The 24470-nt window shown below is 68.6% G+C and carries 26 protein-coding genes and 1 pseudogene; 12 read left to right on the top strand and 15 right to left on the bottom strand.

The genetic code is table 11. The annotated features are described in order from the left end of the window. Nucleotides 1-433: ATP-binding cassette domain-containing protein (locus NBRGI_RS04560; protein ID WP_029892992.1), on the top strand; the 433-nt coding region annotated here is incomplete at its 5' end. A gap of 16 nt (nt 434-449) precedes the next feature. Here the strand turns inward: NBRGI_RS04560 and NBRGI_RS04555 are convergent. The 6 genes from NBRGI_RS04555 to NBRGI_RS04530 form a co-directional block, all read right to left on the bottom strand. Beyond that, nucleotides 450-1196, bottom strand: coding sequence for a phosphotransferase family protein (locus NBRGI_RS04555; protein WP_029892991.1), 747 nt, complete (start codon nt 1194-1196; stop codon nt 450-452). Nucleotides 1197-1267: 71 nt separating this feature from the next. Continuing rightward, the gene (locus NBRGI_RS04550; RefSeq protein ID WP_148310693.1) at nt 1268-1714 is read right to left on the bottom strand and encodes a nuclear transport factor 2 family protein; all 447 of its coding nucleotides are present in this window, start codon (nt 1712-1714) and stop codon (nt 1268-1270) included. Between the two features lie 204 nt (nt 1715-1918). Beyond that, nucleotides 1919-2287 (bottom strand): YrdB family protein, encoded by a 369-nt coding sequence (locus tag NBRGI_RS04545; protein ID WP_200882119.1) that lies wholly within the window; start codon nt 2285-2287, stop codon nt 1919-1921. A 9-nt stretch (nt 2288-2296) separates the two neighbouring features. Then, nucleotides 2297-4450, bottom strand: coding sequence for an MMPL family transporter (locus tag NBRGI_RS04540; protein WP_081877928.1), 2154 nt, complete (start codon nt 4448-4450; stop codon nt 2297-2299). Between the two features lie 12 nt (nt 4451-4462). After that, a complete protein-coding gene (locus tag NBRGI_RS04535) occupies nt 4463-4996 on the bottom strand; it encodes a hypothetical protein (RefSeq protein ID WP_235210849.1) in 534 nt (177 codons plus the stop codon). Nucleotides 4997-5002: 6 nt separating this feature from the next. Beyond that, nucleotides 5003-5359 (bottom strand): hypothetical protein, encoded by a 357-nt coding sequence (locus tag NBRGI_RS04530; protein WP_014985022.1) that lies wholly within the window; start codon nt 5357-5359, stop codon nt 5003-5005. Between the two features lie 154 nt (nt 5360-5513). Here NBRGI_RS04530 and NBRGI_RS04525 point away from each other — a divergent pair, with 154 nt between their 5' ends. The 3 genes from NBRGI_RS04525 to NBRGI_RS04515 are packed head-to-tail and all read left to right on the top strand — an operon-like array spanning nt 5514 to nt 7898. Beyond that, entirely contained in the window at nt 5514-6530 is a 1017-nt protein-coding gene (locus NBRGI_RS04525; RefSeq protein WP_029892986.1) for a hypothetical protein, read from the top strand. Further along, entirely contained in the window at nt 6530-6817 is a 288-nt protein-coding gene (locus tag NBRGI_RS04520) for a DUF5703 family protein (protein WP_226887334.1), read from the top strand. The genes NBRGI_RS04525 and NBRGI_RS04520 overlap by 1 nt, the downstream gene beginning before the upstream one ends. Before the next feature lie 4 nt (nt 6818-6821). Further along, nucleotides 6822-7898 (top strand): quinone-dependent dihydroorotate dehydrogenase, encoded by a 1077-nt coding sequence (locus NBRGI_RS04515; protein WP_029892985.1) that lies wholly within the window; start codon nt 6822-6824, stop codon nt 7896-7898. 12 nt (nt 7899-7910) lie between these two features. Here NBRGI_RS04515 and NBRGI_RS04510 read toward each other — a convergent pair whose 3' ends face one another. After that, nucleotides 7911-8297: a hypothetical protein gene (locus NBRGI_RS04510; protein ID WP_029892984.1), complete on the bottom strand. Its 387-nt coding sequence runs from the start codon at nt 8295-8297 to the stop codon at nt 7911-7913. A gap of 32 nt (nt 8298-8329) precedes the next feature. Beyond that, entirely contained in the window at nt 8330-8620 is a 291-nt protein-coding gene (locus tag NBRGI_RS04505) for a hypothetical protein (RefSeq protein WP_029892983.1), read from the bottom strand. Nucleotides 8621-9096: 476 nt separating this feature from the next. On the opposite strand from NBRGI_RS04505, the gene NBRGI_RS04495 reads away from it, so the two are divergent. From NBRGI_RS04495 to NBRGI_RS04480, 4 genes are all read left to right on the top strand, one after another. Continuing rightward, nucleotides 9097-10581: a PfkB family carbohydrate kinase gene (locus NBRGI_RS04495; protein ID WP_235210848.1), complete on the top strand. Its 1485-nt coding sequence runs from the start codon at nt 9097-9099 to the stop codon at nt 10579-10581. Beyond that, complete coding sequence (locus tag NBRGI_RS45835) at nt 10578-11531, top strand: hypothetical protein (RefSeq protein WP_063726229.1); 954 nt, start codon at nt 10578-10580, stop codon at nt 11529-11531. The genes NBRGI_RS04495 and NBRGI_RS45835 overlap by 4 nt, the downstream gene beginning before the upstream one ends. A 19-nt stretch (nt 11532-11550) precedes the next feature. Continuing rightward, complete coding sequence (locus NBRGI_RS04485; RefSeq protein WP_051727496.1) at nt 11551-12135, top strand: hypothetical protein; 585 nt, start codon at nt 11551-11553, stop codon at nt 12133-12135. Between the two features lie 202 nt (nt 12136-12337). Continuing rightward, nucleotides 12338-14170: an AMP-dependent synthetase/ligase gene (locus NBRGI_RS04480; RefSeq protein ID WP_029892979.1), complete on the top strand. Its 1833-nt coding sequence runs from the start codon at nt 12338-12340 to the stop codon at nt 14168-14170. Between the two features lie 59 nt (nt 14171-14229). Here NBRGI_RS04480 and NBRGI_RS04475 read toward each other — a convergent pair whose 3' ends face one another. The 4 genes from NBRGI_RS04475 to NBRGI_RS04460 all read right to left on the bottom strand — a co-directional run bounded on the left by NBRGI_RS04475 (nt 14230) and on the right by NBRGI_RS04460 (nt 18124). Next, nucleotides 14230-14772 carry a YbhB/YbcL family Raf kinase inhibitor-like protein gene (locus NBRGI_RS04475; protein ID WP_029892978.1) on the bottom strand — a complete coding sequence of 181 codons (543 nt, stop codon included), beginning with the start codon at nt 14770-14772 and terminating at the stop codon, nt 14230-14232. Between the two features lie 21 nt (nt 14773-14793). Continuing rightward, complete coding sequence (locus tag NBRGI_RS04470; RefSeq protein ID WP_029892977.1) at nt 14794-16155, bottom strand: M20/M25/M40 family metallo-hydrolase; 1362 nt, start codon at nt 16153-16155, stop codon at nt 14794-14796. A gap of 144 nt (nt 16156-16299) precedes the next feature. Next, nucleotides 16300-16935, bottom strand: a complete 636-nt coding sequence (locus NBRGI_RS04465) for a LysE family translocator (RefSeq protein WP_029892976.1) — start codon at nt 16933-16935, stop codon at nt 16300-16302. Nucleotides 16936-16963: 28 nt separating this feature from the next. Continuing rightward, nucleotides 16964-18124, bottom strand: a complete 1161-nt coding sequence (locus tag NBRGI_RS04460) for a MalY/PatB family protein (RefSeq protein ID WP_029892975.1) — start codon at nt 18122-18124, stop codon at nt 16964-16966. Between the two features lie 70 nt (nt 18125-18194). On the opposite strand from NBRGI_RS04460, the gene NBRGI_RS04455 reads away from it, so the two are divergent. Beyond that, nucleotides 18195-18692 carry an Lrp/AsnC family transcriptional regulator gene (locus NBRGI_RS04455; protein WP_148310692.1) on the top strand — a complete coding sequence of 166 codons (498 nt, stop codon included), beginning with the start codon at nt 18195-18197 and terminating at the stop codon, nt 18690-18692. Nucleotides 18693-18802: 110 nt separating this feature from the next. Then, entirely contained in the window at nt 18803-19540 is a 738-nt protein-coding gene (locus NBRGI_RS04450) for a PP2C family protein-serine/threonine phosphatase (RefSeq protein WP_029892973.1), read from the top strand. 117 nt (nt 19541-19657) lie between these two features. Here the strand turns inward: NBRGI_RS04450 and NBRGI_RS04445 are convergent, their stop codons facing one another. Beyond that, nucleotides 19658-20239, bottom strand: a complete 582-nt coding sequence (locus NBRGI_RS04445; protein WP_036557445.1) for a hypothetical protein — start codon at nt 20237-20239, stop codon at nt 19658-19660. A gap of 291 nt (nt 20240-20530) precedes the next feature. Here NBRGI_RS04445 and NBRGI_RS04440 point away from each other — a divergent pair, with 291 nt between their 5' ends. Next, complete coding sequence (locus tag NBRGI_RS04440; RefSeq protein WP_029892971.1) at nt 20531-21523, top strand: tetratricopeptide repeat protein; 993 nt, start codon at nt 20531-20533, stop codon at nt 21521-21523. 42 nt (nt 21524-21565) lie between these two features. On the opposite strand, the gene NBRGI_RS04435 is transcribed toward NBRGI_RS04440, so the two are convergent. Next, nucleotides 21566-22183, bottom strand: coding sequence for a hypothetical protein (locus NBRGI_RS04435; protein ID WP_029892970.1), 618 nt, complete (start codon nt 22181-22183; stop codon nt 21566-21568). 219 nt (nt 22184-22402) lie between these two features. Here NBRGI_RS04435 and NBRGI_RS04430 point away from each other — a divergent pair, with 219 nt between their 5' ends. Next, on the top strand, nt 22403-23968 hold the full coding sequence (locus tag NBRGI_RS04430) for a sugar porter family MFS transporter (RefSeq protein ID WP_029892969.1): 1566 nt from the start codon (nt 22403-22405) through the stop codon (nt 23966-23968). Nucleotides 23969-24147: 179 nt separating this feature from the next. On the opposite strand, the pseudogene NBRGI_RS48935 reads toward NBRGI_RS04430, so the two are convergent. After that, nucleotides 24148-24470: pseudogene (locus tag NBRGI_RS48935) on the bottom strand (hypothetical protein); the annotation flags it as partial.

Here is a 24470-nt window from a genome sequence, read left to right as displayed (position 1 = left end):
CGACGACGAACGGATCGCCGCCGCGCTGGCCGCCGCCGACGTGGAACACCTTGCCGCTCGGTCGTTTCCGACCCTGTCCGGCGGCGAACGCGCCCGCGTCGCGCTGGCCAGGGTGCTCGCCCAGGACACCGGCACCCTGCTGCTGGACGAACCCACCGCCGCCCTCGACCTCGGCCACCAGGAAGCCGTGCTGCACCTGGCCACCGCCCGCGCCCGCGCCGGCGCCGCCGTCGTGATCGTCCTGCACGATCTCGGCATCGCCGCCGCCTACGCCGACCGAGTAGCCGTCCTCGAAGCCGGCCGCATCGCCGCCGACGGCCCACCCCGCAAGGTCCTCACCACCGACCTCCTCACCCGCGTCTACCAGCACCCCGTCGAAGTCCTCGATCACCCCGAAACCGGCGCCCAACTCGTCCTGCCCGTCCGCCGCTGAACCCTGCGAGGCGCACTCAGCCGGGCAGCGTCGCGCGGCGCAGGATGTCGATCTCGCCGCCCGGGGCGGTCGGGTCGAAGCCGTGTTCGGTGAGCCAGCGGATGCCGCGCAGGCTGCGCAGGGACCACCACGCGCGGATCACCTCGCGGTCGACCTCGGTGCCGTAACCGGCCAGCACGTCATCGAGACGCTCGGGGTGCCCGAGTGTCAGGGTGGCGAGGTCGAACAGGGCGTCACCGCAGGCCGCCTCGGTCCAGTCGAGCACACCGGTGACCTCGTCACCCTCGACGAACACGTGCGCGACCTGGAGGTCGCTGTGCGTGAACACCGGCGTCCACGGTCGCAACGCGGCCTCGGCGATCCGGCGATTGCGCACGACCACCTCCACAGGAAGGACACCGTTGGCGACGATCCACTCGCATTCGCCGTCCAGTTCCGCAGCGAGCCCGTCAACGGTGCGACCGGGCCACGGCGGCAGCGGCGCATCGTGCAGTCTGCGTACCACCGCACCCGCCGCAGTCCAGGCCGCTCGCGATGCGCTCGAAGCTCGACCGAGTCGACCGAGCGGCGTGCCACGAAGAGCGGCGAGCGCGAGCACAGGCGGCTTGCGCCACAGCACTTCCGGCGTCGGAATCGGCGCCAACTCCATCGCCGCGACCTCGACGTCGGTCCGCCCCTGATCTTCGTCGACTTTCAGGAACATCTCCCCGACCCGCAAGGTCGCACAGTCGTGATGCGCCACCACAACCTCGACGTTTCCCACACGGGCGATTATCGTCGGCCACGTCAGCCGCTGTCGCCAGGTTTATCGGCGGGCGAGAGGAGCTACACCCGTCAGCCTTCGGGCGACGGCTCGAAGGCTTGGGCTACGGCGAGGCTGTCCTCGTAGACGTGATGCCTTGTGATGAGACCGTTCTCGACGGTGACGTGCAGGGCGAAGCGGGATCGGTAGGCGCGGCGGGTGGTGCGGGCCGTTTGGCGGATCTCGCCGAGGATCACCGCGTCGGGACCGTCGACGAGGATGCGTTCGATGACAGTGCCGACTTCCTCGGGCACGTGGTGGCGGGCGATCTCGCGAAAGTGCTCGGCGGCGTCCGCACGCGTCGCCTTGTGCCGGATCCACGGTGTCGCCGTGCGCCCGTGCTCGTGCTCGGGCCAATCCAGTTTCCAATCGCTCACCGGCGCGTAGAGCGCGGCGATCGCCTCCGCATCACCCGTCCCGATCCGACCGAGCAGCTCTGCCACGACGGCACGCGTCGTATTCGCCTCCACAACATCCACCCGTCCACTCTCCCCCGCCACCCGGACCACGTCGATTACCTGCGAGGTAATACCGCTCAGCCCACCACCCCCAGGACGCGCCGAATCGTCAGCATCCGCAGACGCCTTGGCCTCCAACGGATCTCATCGGCATCACGTGCTTCACGATGCCGGAGCCGGACATGGATGCCTTCGCCCCGGTGATCGAACTCCTGAAATAGCCGGCTACTCGCCGACGGTCGGCGCGGGGTCGACGTTCAGCCCGCCCTGGATCAGCACGCGCAGAACGGCATTCACCGCCCAGACGGCCAAGAACAGCACTCCGACCAGCGGGCCGACGGCCGTGGCCCAGGCGAGCGCGCCACCGCCGAACCAGATCAGCTCCAGCGCAACACGCCACGCGCCCGTGAGCGGGAACCGCGCGTCGGCGGCCGCACCGAACATCGCCCACATGAGGATGAACAGCAGCGGCGCCAGCACACCCGCGATCACCCGCACCACCAGCCCGCCGGATACCGAGAATCCCCAAACAGCAGCGCCCGCAATGACTCCCAACTCCAGCAGGAACATCACGACAAGGTTGACCGCACGCACGAATCCCCCTCAGCGCCAGACGATCTTCAACACCGCGGGTGTCAACAGCATGCGGATGACGGTGGCGTCGAGGATGAGCGCGGCGATCATCCCGTAGGCGATGTATTTCATCAGCACCAGATCGGAGAAGCCGAACGCACCGGTGACGACGATGAGAATCGCTGCGGCAGAGGTGATCACGCCGCCGGTGTGCGCGATGCCGTACCGGATCGCCTCGGGCGGGTCGGCGCCGCCGGCGCGGGCTTCGGCCACCCGGGACAGCAAGAACACCTCGTAGTCGGTGGACAGTCCGAACACCACCGTCACGATCAACGCGAGGACCGCGAACATCAACGGCCCGGGCGTGAAATGGAAGATCCCCGACCCGTGCCCCTCGACGAACACCCAGGTGAGCACACCGAGGGTGGACACCAGGCTCAGCGCGCTCATCACCACGGCCTTGACCGCCAGCACGATCGACCGGAACGCCGCGTACATCAGCGCCAGTGCCGCGGCCGCGAGCAACGCCACCAGCACCGGCAGCCCGCGCAACAACCCGTTGATGCTGTCGCGTTCGAGCGCGGGCACCCCCGCCACCATGACACGCACGCCGGGCGGCTCCGGTATCGCGCGCAGCGCATCGATCACCCGATCGGAGTCCTGTTTGTCCACCAGCCCGGCTTGCAACACATTGATGCCGTCCTTGGTCGCCGCCGACGGCTCGAATCGTCCGGTGAGTCCCGGTATCCGACTGGCTTCGTAGCGAATATCGCTGAGCTGCTGCGGATTCGCACCGAGCACCAGCAGCTTCAGCGGTTCGGTGCGGAAACTGGGGAACAGTTCGTCGAATCGTTCCTGGGCCACTCGGGCCGGGTTCTGCGCGCCGAGATATTTCTCACTGATCCCGCCGAATTCGATGTGCCGGAACGGAATGCTCAGCGCCAGCAGAGCGAGCACGATCGGCACCGCGACGGCCCAGGGCCTGCGCATCGACCATTGCGCGAGGCGGGAGAAGAAGCCCGCGTCGATCTGCGCCTCGGTTTTGGTGCGGGAGAACCGTTTCCAGCCCAGCAAGTCGATGCGCCGGCCCGCGATGCTCAGCGCGGCGGGCAGCGCCGTCACCGAGAGCAGCGCGGCGAGCAGCACCGAACTGATACCGCCGTAGGGCACCGAGCGCAGCACTCCGTTCGGGAAGATGAACAGCGCGGCCAGGCTGACCGCGATGATCGCCGCGGAGAACAGCACGGTGCGTCCGGCCGTGGCTACGGTGCGCGCGGTCGCCTCCTCGACGGTGTGCCCGGCCGCGAGTTCCTCCCGGAACCGGGTGACGGTGAACAGCCCGTAGTCGATGGCGAGCCCGAGACTGACCAGCGTCATCACGGTGCTCGCGAAGACGTTCACGTCGATGAAGCCGGTGAGCACCCGCATGATGCCCGCCGTCCCCATGATCGTCATCCCGCCGATCAGCACCGGCAGCAACGCGCCCACCACGCCGCCGAACACGAAGTACAGCAGGATCGCCACCAGCGGCAGCGCGATCAGTTCGGCCCGGTGGATGTCGTTCTGCATGCCGGTGTTCAGCCCGGCCAGCACCGGCTGCAAGCCGGCCAGCTGGACCGTCGTACCGCCGGGACCGCCGCCGTCGCGCCCGGCGCCGAGGTGGTCTTTGATCGCGGCGTAGTTCTCCACGGTCGCGGTGCCTTCACCGCGCAGTCCGACACTGGCGAACGCGTGCGTGCGCGAGGCGTCGGTGGCGTTGGCGGCGAACGGGCTGTCCCAGTAGCTGTCGATCTTCAGGATGCGCTCGGGAAACCTGGCCAGCAGATCGCTCAGCGCGCCGGTCACGGCCGACCGGATCGCGGGATCGTCGACCGTGGTGCCCGCGGGCACCGTGTAGAGCAGGATCAGGTCGCTGTCGGTATCGCGGCCGAAGGTGGCGTCGGCGATCTTCGAGGCGGCCACCGATTCGCTCGATTCGTCGAACCAGCCCTCCTGGGTCAACCGGCCCGCGAGGTCACGGCCGAACAGCCCCGACAGCACCACCGCCAACGCGAACACCGCGAGCACCACATAGCGATGCCGATGGACGCACCGCCCCCAGCGCAGCAGCCCGCTGTGCAGCTTCGATTCCCCTTGCGCGGCGCGTGGCCCCGCCTCGACGCGCCCGCTGCGCAGATCCGACACGATCGGGCCGGGTCAGCCGCAGGCCGGCGTGCGGTAGTCGGCCGAACGCAGGATGCCGCACAGGTCGGTGCGCGAGATCTTCCATTTGCCGTCGAGCAGCACGAAGTGCACGACGGTGGTGCGCACCGCCGTGCCGGTGCCGTCCTTGTCCAGCCGCATGGTCGCGGTGAGCGTGCCGTCGTGGTTGTCGAACACCGGGTCGGTGACGCCGTAGATCGCGCGCGGATTGTCTTGCAGCGCTTTGTACATGTCGGGGATCGCGGTGCGGAACGCGTCGCCGTCCTCGATCAGATCGGTGCGTTCGCTGTCGGGCAGGGCCGGATCGAGCGCGCGTTTGATCTGCGCGTCCAGTTGTGCGGCGCTCGGCAGCGGCGGGTGGGCGGCCAGCGAGGACGTGGTGATCGAGGCGGACAGCGACGCATTGGCCGAGGACCGGGCGGCGTCGACGGCGGCCTCGTCCGGGCCGGTGCTGCATGCCCCGGTCGCGGCGACGGTGAGCAGGGCGGCCGCGAACAGCGCGGTGCGGGCGAATCGTGTGGAGGGCATCACCATCTACATACCATCTATGACGGAACTGATTCGTCCCAGCAACGCGCGCACCGTGGTCATTTCCCGATCCGGGATGGCGGCGGTGGGCACGGCGGCGGGGATGGTGTCGCGGACGAGGGCGACGACGCTGCGTTCGTCGTCGAGGTCGATATCGGTGACGCGGGCCTGCGCGACGGCGACGACATCGTCCGGGCCGGGCATGTCGTCGGCGAGGTCGGCCCGGTAGATCTCCAGCGTGAGCGTGGCGCGGACCGTGCGAAACGCATACGGCCTGCCGTCGGCGGTGGTCCCGAACCCGTGCGCGAACGGACCAACGGTGATGTCATCGATGGCAAACCCCGACGTGTGGTCGGCTATCAACCGGCTCTCCCTGATTTGGACACTGTTTCAACTCAACGGTAACCCGCGTCACCGACATTCACCGTCCCCCGACACCCCGGTACGCCATGCCGGTATACCGACATGGTCAGATGGTTGGGTTGCGGTTGATTCGTCGGTAGAAGGAGTTCGGAGGATGCCCCCTCGCGGTTGGGTGGAATCGGCGGCGATCTCCGGCGTGGCGGCCGTGCTGCTGCTGACCGGATGCTCCTCGAGTTCCGACGGGGAGGATCTGGCCACCCGCGATCCCGCCACCGCGGCGGTCGCACCCGCCCAGAGTGCCCGCCCCACAGGCGATGTCGTCGGCGTGACCACACCGATCGGCGCACTGCTCGCCGAGGAGTCCACCGGCCGGATCGCGGCACTCGGCACGAACGGCGACACGCTGCTCATCGACCCCGACACGCCGAACCCGCGCACGATTTCGCTGCCCGCCCGGGGGGCCGCGCTCGTCCAGGGCAAGTCCGGTGAAGTCCTGATCCCCGCCCCCGAGCGCGTCCTGCGCGTCGACGTCGCGAGCGGCGCGCTGACCGAGGTCGCGGTCGACGGCGACGCCCGCTCGGTGCAGCGCCGCGCGGACGACACGCTGATCGTCGGCACCGCCGACGGCAAGGTGCGCACGCTCTCACCCGAGGGCGAGAACACCCGCACCGTCTCGGGACTCGCCTCGGCCGACGCGCTGGCGCTGACCGACGATCACGTCACAGTTCTGGACCGCGAACAGACCTCGGTGACCGAGATCGAACTCGGCAAAAAGTCCCTCGGCCTGGCTCTTCGCGCCGGTGACGGGGCCACGAACATGATCTCCGATCGGTTCGGCCGGGTGCTGGTCACCGACACCGACGGGGGCGAACTGCTGGTGTTCAGCGCCGGACCTCTCGTCCTGCACCAGCGATTCCCGGTAAACTCTTCGCCTTACGCGATTGCCTACGACCAGCGGTCCGACACGGTCTGGGTGACGTGCACACAGACCAACGAGGTCGTCGGCTTCGATCTGTCGACGGGTATACCGAAAGAGGTGGGGCGGTACGCCACCGTCCGGCAGCCGAACTCGGTGACCATCGAACAGCGCACCGGTGACATGTTCGTGGGCTCCGCGACCGGCGACGGTCTGCAGCGGATCCGCGCGGACGATCGGAAGAGAGGGCACTGATGACTCGGGCAGCGGACGAACCAGCCTCAGCACATCATTCCGGCAGGCGGACGGTGCGCCCGCGCGCCCTGCCTGCCGGGTGGGAGACCACCAGTGACGATTACGAATACGTGCCGCTGCGGCTGCCACCCGAGGTGACCCGGGTGACGGCCTCGATGCGGCTGGCCATCCAGGCCGAATTCGGGGGCTGGGAGTTGTCCCGCGTGCGGGCTTACACCGACGGCAGCCGCCGGGTGCTGCTGCGCCGCCGTAAAACCGCACTACCCCAGCCCGAACCGGGAATGTGAGCCGATGTACGCCCTGTTATTACGCCTGATGTTCCTGGTCCCGCCGGAGCGGATCCACCACCTGGTCTTCGCCACGATGCGGGTGTGCGGCCGGCTCGCGCCGACCCGCTGGCTGATGACCAAACTCTTCGTCACCGACGATCCGATCCTGCGCAACACCGCGTTCGGCGTCGAATTCCCCGCCCCACTCGGCCTGGCCGCCGGCTTCGACAAGAACGCCGACGGCGTCGACGCGTGGGCGCCACTGGGTTTCGGCTTCGCCGAGATCGGCACCGTCACCGCCCAGGCCCAGCCGGGTAACCCCGCGCCGCGCCTGTTCCGGCTGCCCGCCGATCGCGCGCTCATCAATCGTATGGGCTTCAACAACTTCGGTGCCGCGGCGGCCGCCGGACGGCTGCGCGACCGGCGCGGCGGGGTGCCGATCGGTGCGAACATCGGCAAGACGAAGATCGTCGAAGCCGCCGACGCCGCAGACGATTACGCGATCAGCGCGGCTCTGCTGGGCCCGCTCGCCGACTTCGTCGTCGTCAACGTCAGCTCCCCCAACACCCCGGGCCTGCGCGACCTGCAGGCCGTCGAATCGCTGCGCCCCCTGTTGCAGGCGGTGCTGGACAGCGTGCGGGTACCGGTGCTGGTGAAGATCGCCCCCGACCTGTCCGACGAGGACATCGACGCCGTAGCCGACCTCGCCGTGGAACTCGGCCTGGCGGGCATCGTCGCGACCAACACCACCATCCGCCGCGACGGTCTGGCCACGGCCGCCGACGAGGTGGCCGCGATGGGCGCGGGCGGTTTGTCCGGCGCGCCCGTCGCCGATCGTTCGCTCGACGTGCTGCGCCGCCTGTACCGCCGCGTCGGCGACCGCCTCGTCCTCATCTCGGTCGGCGGCATCGAAACCGCCGACCAGGCCTGGGAACGCATCCTGGCCGGCGCGACCCTGCTGCAGGGCTACACCGGCTTCATCTACGGCGGCCCGTTCTGGACCCGCAAGATCCATCGCGGTCTCGCCGAACGCCTGCGCGCCAACGGCTATCGGAGCCTGGCCGACGCGGTCGGCGCCGAGCACACTGCCAACGCCTGAGCCGGCTCGCTCTCAGCCGAGGACGTACGGCGGTTCGACGAGGTGCCCGCGCAGCGGGAGCGACCGCGGGCCGCGTCCCGGCGCGGCGGCCGCACCCGCGCCGCGTTCCTGGTGCAGCCGCACCGCCATCCGGCGGGCCAGCAGCAACAGTGCGCCGTTGCGCGGTATGCCGATCTGCTCGGCGCAGGCATCGATCCGATCCTGCACCGTGCGGTCGTGCACCGCGCTCAGGTCGCTCAGCAGTTCGTCGAGTTCCATACCGAGCTGCGCCTGCTCGGCGCTGAGCAGACGATCAGGCAGCCAGCTCAACCGCCACCGGTCCGTGCCGTCCGCTTCGCGGTACGCCCATTCGGGGGTGATATCGCTGGTCATAGTCCAGAAGGTGATGTGCACAGTCATGACTGCCTCCGGTCCAACAAATCGAACGTGGTTCACGAATGTCTGTCCCGCATCCGCCGGTGCAGCAGCTCCAGGGCCTGCCGCACGGTGATGCCGAGGATCCGGGCCGAGGCCTCGGCCCGGATCTGCGCCGGACGGTCCGACGCGAAGTCGGGGCGGCTCAGCAGCTCGCCCAATTCCATTGCCGCCCTGGCCTGTTCGCGGTCGAGCCGGTGCGGTAGCCAGCTCACGAGCCAGGCCGGTTCGGCGCGTCCGGTTACCCGTTCCGCCCATTCGCCGCAGACACTGCTCGTCATCGATCGGCTGTTCTCGAAAATCGTCACGGCGGCCTCCTCCAGGTGGGTCGTCGCACGGGCGCGTGCTGCTGCACTCGGGGTCGGTGAGCCCGGTCGGCGCAGCGCGCGAACCGGTGCGGCTTCCTCGCGGAAGCGATGCGAATGCCGAGCGTGGCCGGCGTGCGCAGGGGGCTGCGAGAACTGTGCCGCGCCCCGCCTAGGCTCCGACCATGTTCGGCTCGAGCTCGGTGTCGGTACCGAGGTGCCGGTGCGGCCTGCGCCGCCGGTTGTGCCGAATCAGGAGAACTGTCTTCATCTCCGGGTCCCCTCCCGAGGTGGCTGGGAGGCGATGCCTCGCCGAACCCAGTGTGGCATTTGCCGTATCGGACCGTCAATTGCCGTTGTAGGTTGGTAATTGACAGTTCGCCCGCGGGCTAAACGCCGATTTTCGGCGGACGCGGGTATACCCCTCAGCAACGACGACGAGAGAGGTCGAGCCCGCCATGGTCCCGCAGGACTCGGGAGTGGTTGCCGTGCGCAACATCCTCACGCGACTGTGCAAACGGTCCGGACTCAGCCTGGACCGCCTGCGCACCACCGAGATAGATGTCGCGCCGCTACTGGATCTGCTGGCCGTGCGCCAGCACGCGCACCGCAACGGGATCTCCGCCGAAGAGGCGGTGCTGCCGGTCGTGCGCGATCTGGCCGCGCAATTGCCGCCGACGAACCGGCTCATCGCCGACGCCGAGCTCGTGCTGGGTCTGCTCCGCGACGACAACGCCGCCGCCGCAGTGGATCTCGATCGGCTCTACGCCGCCGACCTCGGCGAGCGCCGGGAGTACCTGACCGAGCAGTGGCACCTGCTGCACGAAGCCCTTGCCGCCGAGGACATCCCGCCGGCGCCGACCGTGCGCTCGCTGCGCGCCACCCCCGAACGCCGCGCGTTCACCGCACTGGCGAACCTGCTCGTCAACGAATCGGTCTACGACGCCGCCGCGGCGCACACCACGCCGATCTTCCGCGCCCCGCCGACCACGAAACCCCCTGCCACACCGACAGTTCCGGGCGTGGTCACGGTGATCGGCGACGCCGTGATCGACCATCTCTACTTCGTCGACCACATCCCGGTGGCGGGCGCGTCGACGCAGGGCAGCAGTTTCGAGGAGCATCCCGGCGGCAAGGGGCTCAGTCGCGCGGTGGCCGCCGCCCGGCTCGGCCTGCAGGTCCGGCTGATCTCCGCGGTCGGCGACGACGCCGCGGGCCGCCGCGTGCTGGAATATCTGCGCTCCCAGGGCGTGGACACCGATCTGGTGAAGGTGGTGCCCGACGCACCGACGCCGGTGACCGCCGTGCTGATCACGAGCACCGGCGCCGCGGGCTTCATCGGCTGCCGCGACGACCGGATCCGCCTGAGCGCCCAGGACTTACGCAGTCCGATGATCAACGCCGCGCTCGCTTCCTCGGACGCGGTGCTGCTCACCTTCGAACAACCGAGCCCGGTGCTCGAACGCGTGATGTCGTTGGTACAGCGACTGTCTCCGCGGCCGCTGCTCGTGGTCCATCCGGCGCCCTCGATCGGTGTGCCGCAGTACCTCTACCAATACCTCGGCGCCGTCGACTATCTCGCGGGCACCAGCAAGGATCTGGCCGCGATGGTGCCCGACGGCGCCGCCGCCTCCCCCGCCGCGACCGCCCAGCGCCTGCGCGCGCTCGGGGTCCGGTCGGTCTGCGCGATCGAGGACTTCCGCTGCACCGTCTGGTCCGACCGCGTGAGCACCCAGATTCCGCCGTTCCCCGCCGCGATGGCGGATTCACCGGGAGCTCAGGCGGCCTTCGCGGCGGCGCTGGTATACCGTCTCGTCTCGACCCGCCGACCGGCCGATGAGAACGACTACATCTGGGCGACCGCGGCGATGGTGGCAACGCAGTCGTTCGGGGACGTCCCCGGGGCGATGCCACCGGTCAGCGATATCGACCGCATCGTCAGACTTGCTTCGGAGGAGCATTGACCACGTCGCTGTCCGGCCTTGCCGAGACCGAGCACCGGTTCACGCGCAAGGAGAGCACCCTGCCGGTCAGGGTGCTCGAACTCGACGACGCGACCGAACGAGGACATCTGCTGATCTTCGGTGAACTCACCGACGGATGCCTGGTCCGGATCCATTCGCGCTGCCTGTACGGCGAGACCCTGCGCTCCGACGACTGCGACTGCGGTCCGGAGCTCGACGCCGCGCTCGATCTCATCCAGGCGGCCGGCTGCGGCGTCCTGGTCTATCTGGAGCAGGAGGGGCGCGGGCTCGGACTGGTCGCGAAGGCCCGCGGCTACCGGCACAGCGAGCAGCATCGCACCGACAGCTTCACCAGCTACGCACAGCTGGGCTACCCCGTGGACGCGCGCACCTTCGAGGCGGCGGCCCGTGGGCTGGCCGGGCTCGGCCTGCGGTCGGTCACGTTGCTCACCAACAACCCCATCAAGATCGAGACGGTGCGCGCCGCGGGCGTGCATGTCATTGCCGCGCCGCTGATCACGCCGGTACGCAGCGACCGGGCCCGGGCCTATCTCGAGGCCAAGCGGCTGTACCGCGGGCACACCCTGCCCGCCGATCTGGCCCCGTTCGACCCGCCTCCACCCCTGCTGCCCGCACCTCGGCTGCGTTCGCTGCTCCCGAGCCGCGAGGTCGTGGTGATGGCGCCGATCGCGGTGCTGGCCGTGCTGCTCGTGTCGTTCGGTCATATCAGCGTGGCGGTGACCGCGGCGCTGCTCGGCGTGCTGCTGCTCGGCGCTCACGCGTTGCGATCCAGCGATCTCATCGCCGAGCTGCGGACCCGGCACGAGCGGCACGCCGAGACCGGCCGGCTCGAACTGACGCCGCTGCCCGCCCCGCCGCTGCCCCTTGCCGACGATCCGGCGGGCGTGGACACCGTGATCGCGGCTTCGCACCCGGAGTGCTGCTCATGACGCACACCGGAGGTCCGCGGTGACCGTCCTCGACTCGGCGCCCGCCGATACCGGACATCGGTTGCTGCGCAAGGGCCGCGACCTCCAGGTCCGGGTGCACGAACTGCCCGGCGACCGCGACGGCGGACATGTCCTGGTGTTCGGCGAGATCGCCGACGGCTGCCTGGTCCGGATCCACTCCCGGTGCCTCTACGGTGACGCGTTGCGCGCCGACCACTGCCGCTGCGGTGTCGCCCTCGACGACGCGATGGACCGGATCCAGGCGGCAGGCGCGGGTGTGCTGATCTATCTGGAGCAGGAGGGTCGCGGCGCGGGACTGGTCGGCAAGGCCCGCGGACTCCGGGCCGCGCAACGCCACGAAATCGGCACGCCCTGCAATCCTGCCGCGGATGCCCGGTCCTATCGGCACGCCGTGGCCGCGCTGCAACGGCTGGGCCTGCGGTCGGTGCGACTGCTGACCGACAACCCCGACAAGGTCCGTGCCGTACGCGCGGGCGGGATCAGGGTCATCGTGCGCAGCCCCGCGGCAACCGCCCGTGGTGGACGGATCGCCGCACTGCGCGCTCGCTGGGGTCGGGTCGTCCGACGATTCGAGGCACGGTAGGTCGCGCGTCCATAACTTCCCGAGTTAGCCGTACCACTACCTGCGGATCTGGCTACCATGAGTGAGCCGCGCCACTCCTGGCGCATCGACTCGTGAGAAACTGACAGTTGAGCTGCCGCATTCTGTCAGGATCGGGTCTCGAATCGCCCGCGTGCGGATGCCGCGAGGCGCGGTTCATGGCACAGCTATCGGGAACAGGGTTATGACGACTACAGACATCGGCTATTCGCACAAATCGGGCAAAACGGTCTACACCATCCCGGAAGCGTTTCAAGAGACCATGAGCATGCGACCCGAGCAGGTCGCGTTGCGGACCGTCGGCGCGACGCAGGAGATCACCTGGCGTGAGTACGGCCGGCGCGTGCGGACCATCGCGGCGGGCCTGGCCCGGCTCGGCGTCGGCCGCGGCGACACCGTCGGCATCATGCTCACCAACCGGCCGGAATTCAACCTGGTCGACACGGCCGCCCTGCATCTGGGCGCCACCCCGTTCTCGATCTACAACACCAGCTCACCCGAGCAGATCACCCACCTGTTCACCAATGCCGCGAACAAAGTCGTTGTGACAGAACAGGTCTTCCTCGACAAGGTGACCGCGGCCGGGGTCGAGCTCGCCCACATCATCCTGGTCGACGGACCCGCGACCGGCACGATCACCCTGGACGAGGTAGAGGCCGACCCGGCCGCCGACTTCGATTTCGAGGCCACGTGGCGGGCCGTACAGCCCGACGACCTCGCCACCCTGATCTACACCTCCGGCACCACCGGCCCGTCCAAGGGCGTCGAGGTCACCCACCGCAACGTGCTCGCCCAGGTGATCGGGCTGGTGGCCGGGCCGCTGCCGGTCGGCCTCGACGACCGCGCGGTGTCCTATCTGCCCGCCGCGCACGTCGCCGACCGCATCTCCGCGCACGCCATGAACCTGCTCACCGGCATCCAGCTGACCACCGTCACCGACCCGCGCGAGGTCGCCGCCGCGCTGCCCGACGCCCGCCCGACCAGCTTCTTCGGCGTGCCCCGGGTGTGGCAGAAGATCAAGGCCGGCATCGAGACCAAGCTGGCGGCCGAGCCCAGCCAGGTGAAGAAGACCCTCGCGCTGTGGGCCATCGACACCGGAATCGCCGCGGCCCGAGCCGATCTTGCGGGCAAGAGCCGCGGTCCGGTGCTCGCGGTGCAGCACCGGCTGGCCGAAACGCTGGTGCTGGCGAAGCTGCGGCACGCGATGGGCCTCGACGCGCTGAACATCGCCGCCTCCGGCGCCGCCCCGATCCCGCCGGAGACCCTCGAATACTTCCTCGGCCTCGGCTTCACCGTGAGCGAGGTGTGGGGCATGTCGGAGACCACCGGCGTCGGCACCTTCACCGAACTGGACAAGCCGCGGCCCGGCTCGGTCGGCCGTCCCCTCGACGGCATCGAACTGCGGCTCGACACCGACGGCGAGATCCTGGTGCGCGGACCCATGGTCACCAGCGGCTACCGCAACATGCCGGAGCAGACCGCCGACACCATCGACGCGGACGGCTGGCTGCACACCGGCGACGTCGGCACTCTCGACCCCGATGGTTACGTGCGGGTCATCGATCGCAAGAAGGAACTGATCATCAACGAGGCGGGCAAGAACATCGCGCCCAGCAACGTCGAGAACGCCGTCAAGGCCGCCTCTTCGCTCGTCGGTCAGGTCGTCGCGATCGGTGACGCGCGGGCCTATATCGGCGCGTTGATCGTGCTCGATCCCGATGTGGCCGCGTTGCGCGCCAAGGATCTGGGCGCGACCGACGCCGACCTGCCGACCCTGGCGCGCCGCCAGGAGATCGTCGACGAGGTGCGCGCGGCGGTGCTGCAGGGCAACGTCAAACTCTCCCGGGTCGAGCAGATCAAGCGCTTCACCATCATCGGCGCGGTGTGGGAGCCCGGCGGCGACGAGCTGACCCCGAAGATGTCGCTCAAGCGCAGCCCGATCGCGGCCAAGTACGCCGCCGAGATCGCCGCCCTCTACGCCGAGCAGCCGCCCGAGCACGTGATCTCGGTCAAGTAGAAACGCGAACACGACTGTGGCCCTGGGGTTTCAACCCAGGGCCACAGTCGTTCACAGGCCTACTTCTGCTCGTAGGTCGCCACGATCACCGCACGCGCGATGGCATGCGAGAACAGGTTGAAGCCGAGGTAGGCCGGGCTGGCGCTCGCGTCGATGCCCAGGCTCTCCACGTCCACCGCGTGCACCGCGATGAAGTACCGGTGGTAGCCGTGCCCGGGCGGCGGGCCGGCGCCGACGAAGCCGGCGAACCCGCCGTCGTTGCGCAGCGAGATCGCGCCGGTGGGCAGCGCGCCGCCCTCCTCGCCACTGCCCGCGCCGCTGGGCAGCGAGGTCACGCTCACCGGGATATCGGCGAGGGCCCAGTGCCAGAACCCGGACGCGGTCGGCGCGTCCGGATCGAATACGGTGACCGCGAAACTCTTTGTCTCGGCGGGGAATCCGGACCAGGACAGCTGCGGCGAGATATCCTTGCCGCCCGCGCCGAACACGCCGCTGACCTGATCGTTGCCGAACGGCGCACCGTCGGTGACGTCCTCGGAGGTCAGCGTGAACGACGGCAGCTGCGGCAGCGCGTCGTAGGGGTTGTAGGAGTAATCGGGCACGTGGTGTCCTTTCGTCGATCGTCAGCTGTTCAGGAGGAAATGCTCCAGCACGCGGGTGCCGAATTCGAGCGCTTGCACCGGAACCCGCTCGTCCACACCGTGGAACAGCGCGGTGAAGTCGAGCTCCGGCGGCAGCTGCAGCGGCGCGAAACCGAAGCAGCGAATGCCCAAGCGGGCGAACGCCTTCGCGTCGGTGCCGCCGGAGAGCATGTAGGGCACGGTACGGCCCTGCGGGTCGTGGGCGAGGATCGCGTCGTTCATCGCGTCCACCAGGTGACCGTCGAATGTCGTTTCGTACGAGTCGAGTTTGGTGATCCACTCCCGCTCGACGTCCGGGCCGATCAGCTCGTCGACCTCCCGCTCGAACGCCGCCTGCCGTCCCGGCACCACCCGGCAGTCGACCACGGCCTCGGCGGTCTGCGGGATGACGTTGGCCTTGTACCCGGCTTGCAGCATGGTCGGATTCGCCGTATCCCGCAGTGTCGCACCGATGATCCGCGAAATGGTGCCCAGCTTGGCCAGCTGGCCTTCGATATCGGGGCTTTCCGGGTCGAATTCGAGCCCGGTCTCCTCGGCGACGGCGGCCAGGAATTCCGCCACCGAGTCCGACATCACCAGGGGGAAGGTGTGTTTGCCGAGCCGGGCCACCGCGTCGGCGAGGATGGTGACCGCGTTGTCGTCGTGCAAGAACGAGCCGTGGCCCGCCCGGGCCTTGGCGCGCAACCGCATCCAGCCCAGGCCCTTCTCGGCGGTCTCCACCAGATACAGCCGTCGCTCGGTGCCGTCCGGGCGCGGCACGGTCAGCGAGAACCCGCCGACCTCACCGACCGCCTCGGTGACCCCTTCGAACAGATCCGGCCGATTGTCCACCAGCCATTGCGATCCCCATTTGCCGCCGTTCTCCTCGTCGGCCAGGAAGGCGAAGACGATATCGCGCGGCGGCACCGTGCCCTCGATCTTGAACTGGCGCGCGATGGCCAGCATCATGCCGACCATGTCCTTCATGTCGATGGCGCCGCGCCCCCACACGTAGCCGTCGCGCACCGCGCCCGAGAACGGGTGCACGCTCCAGTCCGCGGCCTGCGCGGGCACCACGTCCAGATGCCCGTGCATCATCAGCGCGCCCCGGCTCGGGTCGGCGCCGGCCAACCGCGCGAAGACGTTGCCGCGGCCGGGCGCGCCGGACTCCACGTACTCGGTCGTATACCCCGCCTCGTGCAACTGCTCGGCCACCCATTCGGCGCACTCGCGCTCGCCCTTGGTGGTGGCCAGCTCGCCGGTGTTGGAGGTGTCGAACCGGATCAGCGCGCTGACCAGGTCCACCACCTCGTCTACCGCACGAGAGCCGCTGTTGGGAACCGAACCTTCGACAGATGTGGACACGTACCCTTTCCTACCACCTGGCCCCTACGGCACCGTCGGCGTCCCTGCGCCCACCTCCCCCGGCGACACCGGACGGCACAGCGTACGGTCCCGATCCCGATGCCCGCAGGATCCGCATCACGCTGATCGAAATCGGCTGCACCGTCACGGCGCGTCCAGGGCTAGTTTCGCGCCGAGGACGAGCAGCACCGAGCCGGTGATCCCCTCCATCGCGCGTTTCACCGACGCCCGGCTCAACCACGCCCGTGCAACCCGGACCGTCCCGATCAACACCGACAACCACACCAACCCCTCGATGATGTGAATCATGGTGAGCGCGAGGCCCATCAGCAGATGCGGTGCCTGCGGCGGCATGAATTGCGGCAGTATCGCCAGATAGAACACACCCACTTTCGGGTTGAGCAGATTCGACAGCGCGCCCCGGCCCCATGCCCGCAGGATGCCGCCGCCCGTGTCCGTGCCCTCGCCCGCGGTGTCGGTGCCGTCGTAGCGCAACATCGCACGCAAACCGGCCAGACCCAACCAGACCAGATACAGGGCGCCCGCGACGCGTAACACCGTGTACGCCACCTGTGAGGTGGTGAGCAACACCGACAACCCCGCGGTGGCCGCCGTCCCCCACACCAGCAGCCCGGTGACCACCCCGGCCACGGTCGCACAGGCCGTCCGGCTACCGCGCACCACGGCCGCACGCAGCACCAGCGCGGTGTCCAGTCCCGGAACCAGGGTGAGCAGTCCCGCGACGACCGCGAACGACACGAGGGCCGTCGGCACGCTCACGACGCCGCCCTCGAACGACGTTGCGCGATCATCGGTTCAGGTGTTTCTGCGTGGCCTCGCGCATCCTGTCCAGCAGCTCGGTCAGCACCGGAGGGTAGGTCGCGAAGTTCAAGCGCGCGAAACCTGTTCCGCCGGGGCCGAAATCGGGGCCGGACAGCAGCATGACCTTGGCCTCATCGAGGAAGAACGCGGCCGGATCCTGGTCCAGTTCCAGTGCGCGACAGTCGATCCAGGCCAGATAGCTCGCACGGGGCGGACGAAATCGCAGCTGCGGGGGTAGCGACGCGGCGACCAGGTCGCGGTTGGCGGTCAAGACCGCGCGGGTGCGCGCCAGCCACTCGTCGCCCTCCTGCCAGGCCGACTGGGTCGCCAGCACGCTCGGCGCGCTGACCTGGCCGTAGAGCTTCGGCGGTTGTGCGGCCAACGCCTCGCGCACCCGGTGGTCGCCGACGTGCGCGACACAGCAACGCAGCCCGGCCAGGTTGAACGCCTTGCTCGCCGAGTTCAGTGTGACTGTGCGAGAAGCGATCTCCGGCCCGAGCGAGCCGATCGGCAGATGCCGGTGCGGGTCGTGGGTGAGTTCGGCGTGGATCTCGTCGGCGAGCACCACCAGATCGTGCTTGCACGCGATCTGCGCGATCGCGGTCAGTTCGGCGCGGTCGAAGACGTGACCCGTCGGATTGTTCGGATTCACCATGATCAGGGCGCGGCAACCGGATTCGCGGACATCCGCGGCCATCCGCTCGGCGTCGAAGCTCCACCCGTCGGCCGTTTCGATCATCGGGATCGGCACCAGCCGCCGGCCCATGACGCGCAGTGTCTCCAGGAACGGCGGATAGGTCGGCGTGTGCACCGCCACCGCGTCACCGGGGCGGGTCGTGAGCTGTAGCACGATCTGCACCACCTGGATCAGCTCGGTGAACACGTGCACCTGCGCCGGATCGATCGCGAAGTCGTAGCGGTCGCGCATGCGGGTGGCGAAGGCGTGCGGCAGCGGATTCAGTTCGGGTTGTTCATCCCAGGCCGGATACCCGAGATCGCCCACGGCGGCCCGCTGCAGCACCTCGCGCACCGCGTCGGGCACCGGGAAATCCATATCCGCGATCCAGCCCGGCAGCACCTCGGCGCCGGCCCGCGCCCACTTCACACCGGCACGTCGCCGCAGGTCACCGATATCGACAAGCTCCATGTCGAGAACCCTAGAAGTAACGGCACGGGACGCGATTGACAATTTTCGCGGCCCGGCGCAAATTTCTTGCGTGACGGTGCTACCCCTCGACGATATCGACCACCGGCTGCTCGCGCTGGTACAGGCCGACGCCACCCTCTCCCTGCACGAACTCGGCGAGCGGGTTGCCCTGTCCCCCAGCGCCGTTCAACGCAGACTCGGCAGGCTCCGGGCCAACGGGGTGATCACCGCACAGGTCGCCGTGGTCGATCCGAAAGCGGTCGGGATGACGCTGACCGCCGTGGTGCTCGTCGAACTGACCGAGGACGACGCCGACCAGTACGCCGCGTTCTGCGCCCGCATGCTCGCCGAACCCGCTGTGCAGCAGTGTTATTCGGTAGGCGGGCAGTGGGACTACGTCGTGGTGATGGTCACCGCCGACCTGGCGGACTACCGCAGGATCTCCAACGAACTGTTCGTCGGCGACAAATCGGTCCAGCGTTATGAGACCCTGCCCACCTACGAACGCGTGAAAGCGCAACTGGCCGTGCCATTGTCGGCATCGACGAGTACGGAGATCAAACCGTAACCGACTTCACAGGATCAGCACGGAAAACGTTAGCTCCGTTCACGGCCTGGGGTGGTCAACTGGAAGGGTGCCGATCGGCACGAGCAGGTCTGCACGAGGAGGTCCGGCCCATGTGCTCGGCACCTGTCAGCGATGACACCGATCCCGAGGAGGTCCGCCTCACCGGCGCCGCATGGGAATCGGTGAGCAGGCGCGGCGCGCGCTCGCTCAACGCCGACGCGGCCGCCACCCACACCGACCCGCGCACGGGGCGCCTCGCGTTCGTCGTGGCCGACGGCATCGGCAACCATCTGCTCGCGGTCCGTGCCGCGCGCATGGTCGCCGCGGTCGCGGCCCGTGTCGCCACCGCCGACGGCGCCCGCGCGGGAATCCTTGCCGCCCAAGCGGAACTGCTCCGCGAATTCCCGCAGTCCGAGGCGGACAGTGTGCTCGTCGTCGCGGTGCTGCCCGCCGGCGACGGTCCCGCCGATATCGCCTGGGTCGGCGACTGCCGGGCCTACCGCTGGAACGGCCGGGTGCTGCACCAGATCACCGTCGACCACACCGTCGCCGAATTCTGGCGGATCCGCGGCCTGCAACCGCCACCGCGGCTGAATCATCTGGTGACCACCTCGGCCCGCACCGTCCATCCCGGCGATATCGGCCAGGCCGGTACGGGCTCCAGCAGCGGGCGACTACTGCTCAGCACCGACGGCGTGCACAAGCGACTAGAGATCGCCACGATCAAGGCCGTCCTCGCGAACTCCGCCTCGGCCGCCCTCGCCGCCGACACCCTGGTCCAGTCCGCACTGCACGCGGGCGGCACCGACAACGCCACCGCGCTCGTCGCCGACCGCAGGCCCCGGTGAATCCCGGTGCGGTGTGGACCCCTACGAAAATGGCGATGGCCCCCGAACAAGGATCTGTTCGGGGGCCTCGGTAGCGAGGCTACACCGGACGGCAGGGTCTCGGGGGCGGTTTCTTGCTTACTTTTTGGCCACAGAAGATGACCCGGTGGTCCGCGCCGATACTTCCTCCCACAGCGGACCGAACACCAGCCACAGGCCGACGATCGCCCAGGCGCGACCGATCCACCACCAGAGTGCGTCCGCCTGATCGCCGCGAGCGATGGTGAGAATGATCAGACCCAGCGTCAGCGAGGCGATCGCGGCGGCGAGCACCACCCGGTTCCATTCTCGCCACAGCGCCGCCGCCTTTTCCGGTGAGCCCTTCGCCGGTTTCACCGGTGCCGGGCCGCCCGCGAAGCGATGCGCGAACCGGACATCGGCCCAGCGCACTATCGTCGGCCCGAACGCGACGCTCACGCCCAGGTAGAGCGCGGCGATGCCGTGGATCGTCCCGGGCTTCGCTCCTTGATGCAGGTCGATGGCCGCCGCCACGATCAGCGCGACATCGAGCAGCGGAATCCCCCACAGCAGCGCCGCACCCAGCCCCCGCAACCGCAGCAGATACCGGGCCACCAGCCCCGCGGCCAGCAGCACCCACAGCCCGACCTCCGACACCACGATCATCGTCGCGACCGGGTTGTCGCGAACAAGATCAAACATTTCCGTCTCCCGCCGAATCGTCGAACAGTTCGAGCAGGTAGGACGCCTTTCCGGCGCCGACCCGCCCTGCCTGATCAACGTAAGTCGCCCGGCGGCGTCGACGCGTCCTCCGATGGAACGACCTGCCTGTCGACATCCGGAGGACTCCGCGGGCTGCCCCCGGAAACGAGGGCACGCGTGCGCTGCCCGGACCTTCTAAGGTTTGGCACCGGGTGTGCCGATGTTTCCGGCCGGGGGCGGGCTCGAATCTGGTTGGACGCCGGACCGATTGCGGCGATCGTGGGGTAACAGGTGACTGAGTTCGAACCGTATGAACCGGGCTCGATGAACGATCGCGGCGTGCGGTTGCAGAACGAAGGCGACCACGCCGGGGCCGAACGGTGGTACCGGCGATCCGCGGCGATGGGTCACGTCAACGCGATGTTCAACCTCGGTGCGCTACTACACGAGACCGATCCCGCCGAAGCGGAGCAGTGGTATCGCCGAGCCGCGACCAAAGGCGACGCCGACTCCATGCACAACCTGGCCGTACTGCTGCGCGAGCGAGGCGGAAACTCGTCCGAAGCGGACTATTGGTCGCGGGCAGCCGCCGAACACACGACAGAGCACGCCACGACCACGGAGCCGAGCGACACGGGCGAATCGAACCGAGGACGGCGCGTGCTCCGGCAAGCCGGTTATGCCGCAACCGCTTTGGTCGGGATCGCCGCACTCCTGGCCATTCTCGGCGGTATCATCGGGGTGATCGTCGGCAGCGTCGAGTGGGCCCAGGCGGACGATCCGCCGGTCTCGGATGTTCCGCTCTGTGACGACAAACCAATGGATCCCGACGACCTGTGCATAACGTTCCAGGGCGGTAAAGCCACCAGGGAAACCTACGAAGACAAGCTCGCGGCATTACACCGTCACGAGGACAACGGGCCGGGCCCGGTGATTGTGAGCGGCGTGCTGATCGTCGGCGGCCTCGCGACGGTCATGGCCTGCCGGTTCCTGCTGCCCATCCTCGATGTCGACGCGAAACCGACTGCCCCCGAATCTCTCCCGCCTGCACAGCCGCCTCGCATGCCCGCACAGCCGGCACGCCCGCAGGCACCGCCCAGCCCGGTCCCGCCGCCGCCCGCCGCCGACGATTACCGAGCTCTCCTGACCCTCGTAATGGGCAGCACCGGCACCGCCGAACGCCTCATCGAGCACGAACGCAGCAGGACCCCGGGAGCGGACCGGACGACCCTGATCAGAAAAGCGATCGATCGCTTGACCTGGGAACGTGAGCGCCACAATTGAATTCATGGCCTCCGTCGGCCCGCCTCGGGTCTGTCAGGCATTTCAGAGCTGTTTGACGACGTTCCCGTTCTCGTCGAGCACGGCGATCGAGGGGGTGCCGTCGGCGGCGACGTGCAACCGAATTCGCGGACGCCCCTGCGCGTCATGCAGTGTGAGCCCCGCTCCTTCCTCGGTGTCCGCGAAAAGCTTTACTCCCACGGGATGTTCGGCTTCCTCGATCGGCTTCTTCGGATCACCCATTCGATTCAGCGAAAACGAGGCGCGTCCCCGGTCGCCCTCGGTCCGGGTCTGCAGATGGATGGCGTCACCGTTGGGATAGTCCAGCGCGATCAGGGTGCCGCCGCTGTGCGCGACGATGCCGCCTTTCTCGTCACCGTTCTCGTCGTTGAAGACCAGATACGACCCTTCGTCGGGGCCGCCCCGCCCGGTCGCCGGGTACGTTTTGCCGCCCATGACGAGCGGCGCCTTACTCGTATCGAACCGGAATCGCTGCTGACCGCGCCGGTCCACGATCGTGAACGAGCCTTCTGTCGAATCCTCTTCCGAATCAACGATTTTCGTCGCACCGACACCGATGCCTATCCCGGTCACCGCGGCCGCGGCTCCGGCGATGAGCGCTCGCCGATTGGATGCCCCACCGTTCAGTTCGTCAACTCCCACGCCGCGATCCTATTGGGTCGCTGCCGATTCCGTCCCCCGATCAGGATCCCGCGAGGTCCGGCCGAGGAAGTGCCACGGGAACGGAGGCCGGTCACCGCCAACGGATTCCGGCGAATCGGGCGTTTCCCGGAAAACAATTCATTAAACCCAAGGGTAATTCTGTTCACAAAGCGGCGCCGCTGATTTGCGCGCCGCCGACGAACACTATCAACTGGAAGGATGCCGACCGAGAATTCGACGACGATCAGACGCCGGGCTTTTCTGCCGCGGCTGCGCCGCCGCAATCTCGACGGCTACGAAATGGTCGTTTCCGCGCCGGAGAAACCGACAAAGGACGAAAGGCACATTGCGGACCGCAATGTCGTGGTCGTCGCATTGTTCGCCGCGCTGGGCGGCATGCTCTACGGCTACGACACCGGCATCATCTCCGGGGCCCTGCCCAAGATGTCCGCCGAATGGGGTATCGACCACACCCGGCAGGAGATCGTGACCGCCGCGATCCTGGCCGGCGCGGTGATCGGCGCACTGATCGGCGGATCGCTGTCCAAGACACTGGGCAGGCGCAAGGTCATCTTCCTCATCGCCTGCGTCTTCGCCGTCGGGGTCGTCGCGTGTTCGCTCGCGGTGGACGAGTGGATGATGACCGCCGCCCGGCTGTTCCTCGGCCTCGCGGTGGGAGGCTGTTCGCAGATCGTCCCGACCTATATCGCCGAGTTGGCTCCGCCGCACCGCCGCGGCGCCATGGTGACGTTCTTCAATATCGCGATCGGCGTCGGAATCTTCTTGGCGAACCTGGTCAGCCTGCTCGCGGCGGCGGGCGACACCGCCGAGCCCAGCGGCGATTGGCGCTGGATGATCGGTATCGCGGTGATCCCCGCCCTGGTGCTCGGCGCGGCGATGCTGCGGCTGCCGGAGACCCCGCGCTGGCTGATCGAGAACGGGACGGTCGGCAAAGCCCGCGTCGTGCTGCGCTGGCTGCGGCCCAATCGGTCCGCTGCGGTCGACGAGACCTTGCAGATCTGGGCGATCTCCCAGCAGGAGCAGCGGGAGGCGCGGGGCGGCTGGTCCAATTTGTCCCAGCGCTGGGTGCGGCCAGCGCTCGTCGCAGGCCTCGGCATCGCCGCCTTCACCCAGCTGTCCGGGCTCGAGATGATGATCTACTACTCGCACACCATCCTCGGCAGTGCTGCGGGTTTCGGTACCGGCCTGGTGGTCTGGTCCGGTTTGGGTATCGCGACCGTCTATCTGATCTTCACCGCGGTCGGCGAACGATTGGTCGACGTGGTGGGGCGCCGCCGGCTCATGCTCACGCTGATCCCCGGTTCCACCGTGTTCCTGCTCTGCTTCGGGCTGATGTTCGTGCTCACCGACCACCCCAACCGCTATCTCACGGTCGGGTTGATGCTCGCCTACATGGCGTGCAACGCTGCCGGGCTCCAGGCGGTCGGCTGGCTGCTCGGCTCCGAGCTCTACCCGCTGAGCATCCGTGATCGCGCGACCAGCCTGCACGCCGTGGCGCTCTGGGGTTCGAACCTGGTGCTCACCCTCACCGCGCTGAGCACCATCGACGCTCTCGGCCTCGGCCCCGCATTCGTCATGTACGCCGGATTCAACCTACTGTCACTGATTTTCGTGTTCTTCTTCGTCCCGGAGACAAAGGGGCATTCCCTCGAGGACATCGAACAGTCCTTGCGCGAAGGAACTTTCCTGCCCCTGCGCGGCAACATCGGCAGCCGAGTTCAGATCCCAGACAACGGCCCACTACCCGCACCCCAATCCCCCTGATCCCGAGGAACTTTCACCGACCCCGGCGCACCCTCGGCGCGGGCCGAACCCTGCTCCCCATCATCGCGGACCGTGCCAGGCGCGCCGTCCGCACCCTGGAACGTGCCGGTCCGCGCATCCCCATCACGCACCCACCCTGGCGAGTCACCCTCATCGCAGACCGTTCCAGACGGGCCGCCCTAGGCCCGGAACGTGTCTGGCGGCTCGCCCTCATCGCGAGCCGACCCAGGCGGCTCACCCTCATCGCGGACGGCGCCAGGCGACTCATCCCCATCGCGCACCGGTCCAGGGGGATCGCCCTCATCGCCGACGGCGCCGGGTGGCTCACCCCCATCGCGCACCCGCCCGGGCGGATCACCCTCATCGCGGACGGCGCCGAGCCGCTCACCCTCACCGCGCACCGGCCCGAGCGGATCGCCCTCATCGCCGACGGCGCCGGGTGGCTCACCCCCATCGCGCACCGGCCCGAGCGGAACGCCCTCATCGCCGACGGCGCCGAGCC

It is taken from the genome of Nocardia brasiliensis IFM 10847, assembly GCF_000710915.1.
Classification (GTDB): domain Bacteria; phylum Actinomycetota; class Actinomycetes; order Mycobacteriales; family Mycobacteriaceae; genus Nocardia; species Nocardia brasiliensis_A.
The sequence above is the reverse complement of the archived record's forward strand: the minus strand, read 5'-3'. Positions and strand labels throughout refer to the sequence as shown.

What these genes read in the sequence shown, in the direction of transcription:
- NBRGI_RS04450 (WP_029892973.1), top strand. Translation starts at nt 18,803, where the DNA reads ATGTGCTCGGCACCTGTCAGCGATGACACCGATCCCGAGGAGGTCCGC.
- NBRGI_RS04510 (WP_029892984.1), bottom strand. Translation starts at nt 8,297, where the DNA reads ATGACTGTGCACATCACCTTCTGGACTATGACCAGCGATATCACCCCC.
- NBRGI_RS04520 (WP_226887334.1), top strand. Translation starts at nt 6,530, where the DNA reads ATGACTCGGGCAGCGGACGAACCAGCCTCAGCACATCATTCCGGCAGG.
- NBRGI_RS04515 (WP_029892985.1), top strand. Translation starts at nt 6,822, where the DNA reads ATGTACGCCCTGTTATTACGCCTGATGTTCCTGGTCCCGCCGGAGCGG.
- NBRGI_RS04460 (WP_029892975.1), bottom strand. Translation starts at nt 18,124, where the DNA reads ATGGAGCTTGTCGATATCGGTGACCTGCGGCGACGTGCCGGTGTGAAG.
- NBRGI_RS04525 (WP_029892986.1), top strand. Translation starts at nt 5,514, where the DNA reads ATGCCCCCTCGCGGTTGGGTGGAATCGGCGGCGATCTCCGGCGTGGCG.
- NBRGI_RS04480 (WP_029892979.1), top strand. Translation starts at nt 12,338, where the DNA reads ATGACGACTACAGACATCGGCTATTCGCACAAATCGGGCAAAACGGTC.
- NBRGI_RS04535 (WP_235210849.1), bottom strand. Translation starts at nt 4,996, where the DNA reads ATGCCCTCCACACGATTCGCCCGCACCGCGCTGTTCGCGGCCGCCCTG.
- NBRGI_RS04445 (WP_036557445.1), bottom strand. Translation starts at nt 20,239, where the DNA reads ATGTTTGATCTTGTTCGCGACAACCCGGTCGCGACGATGATCGTGGTG.
- NBRGI_RS04430 (WP_029892969.1), top strand. Translation starts at nt 22,403, where the DNA reads ATGCCGACCGAGAATTCGACGACGATCAGACGCCGGGCTTTTCTGCCG.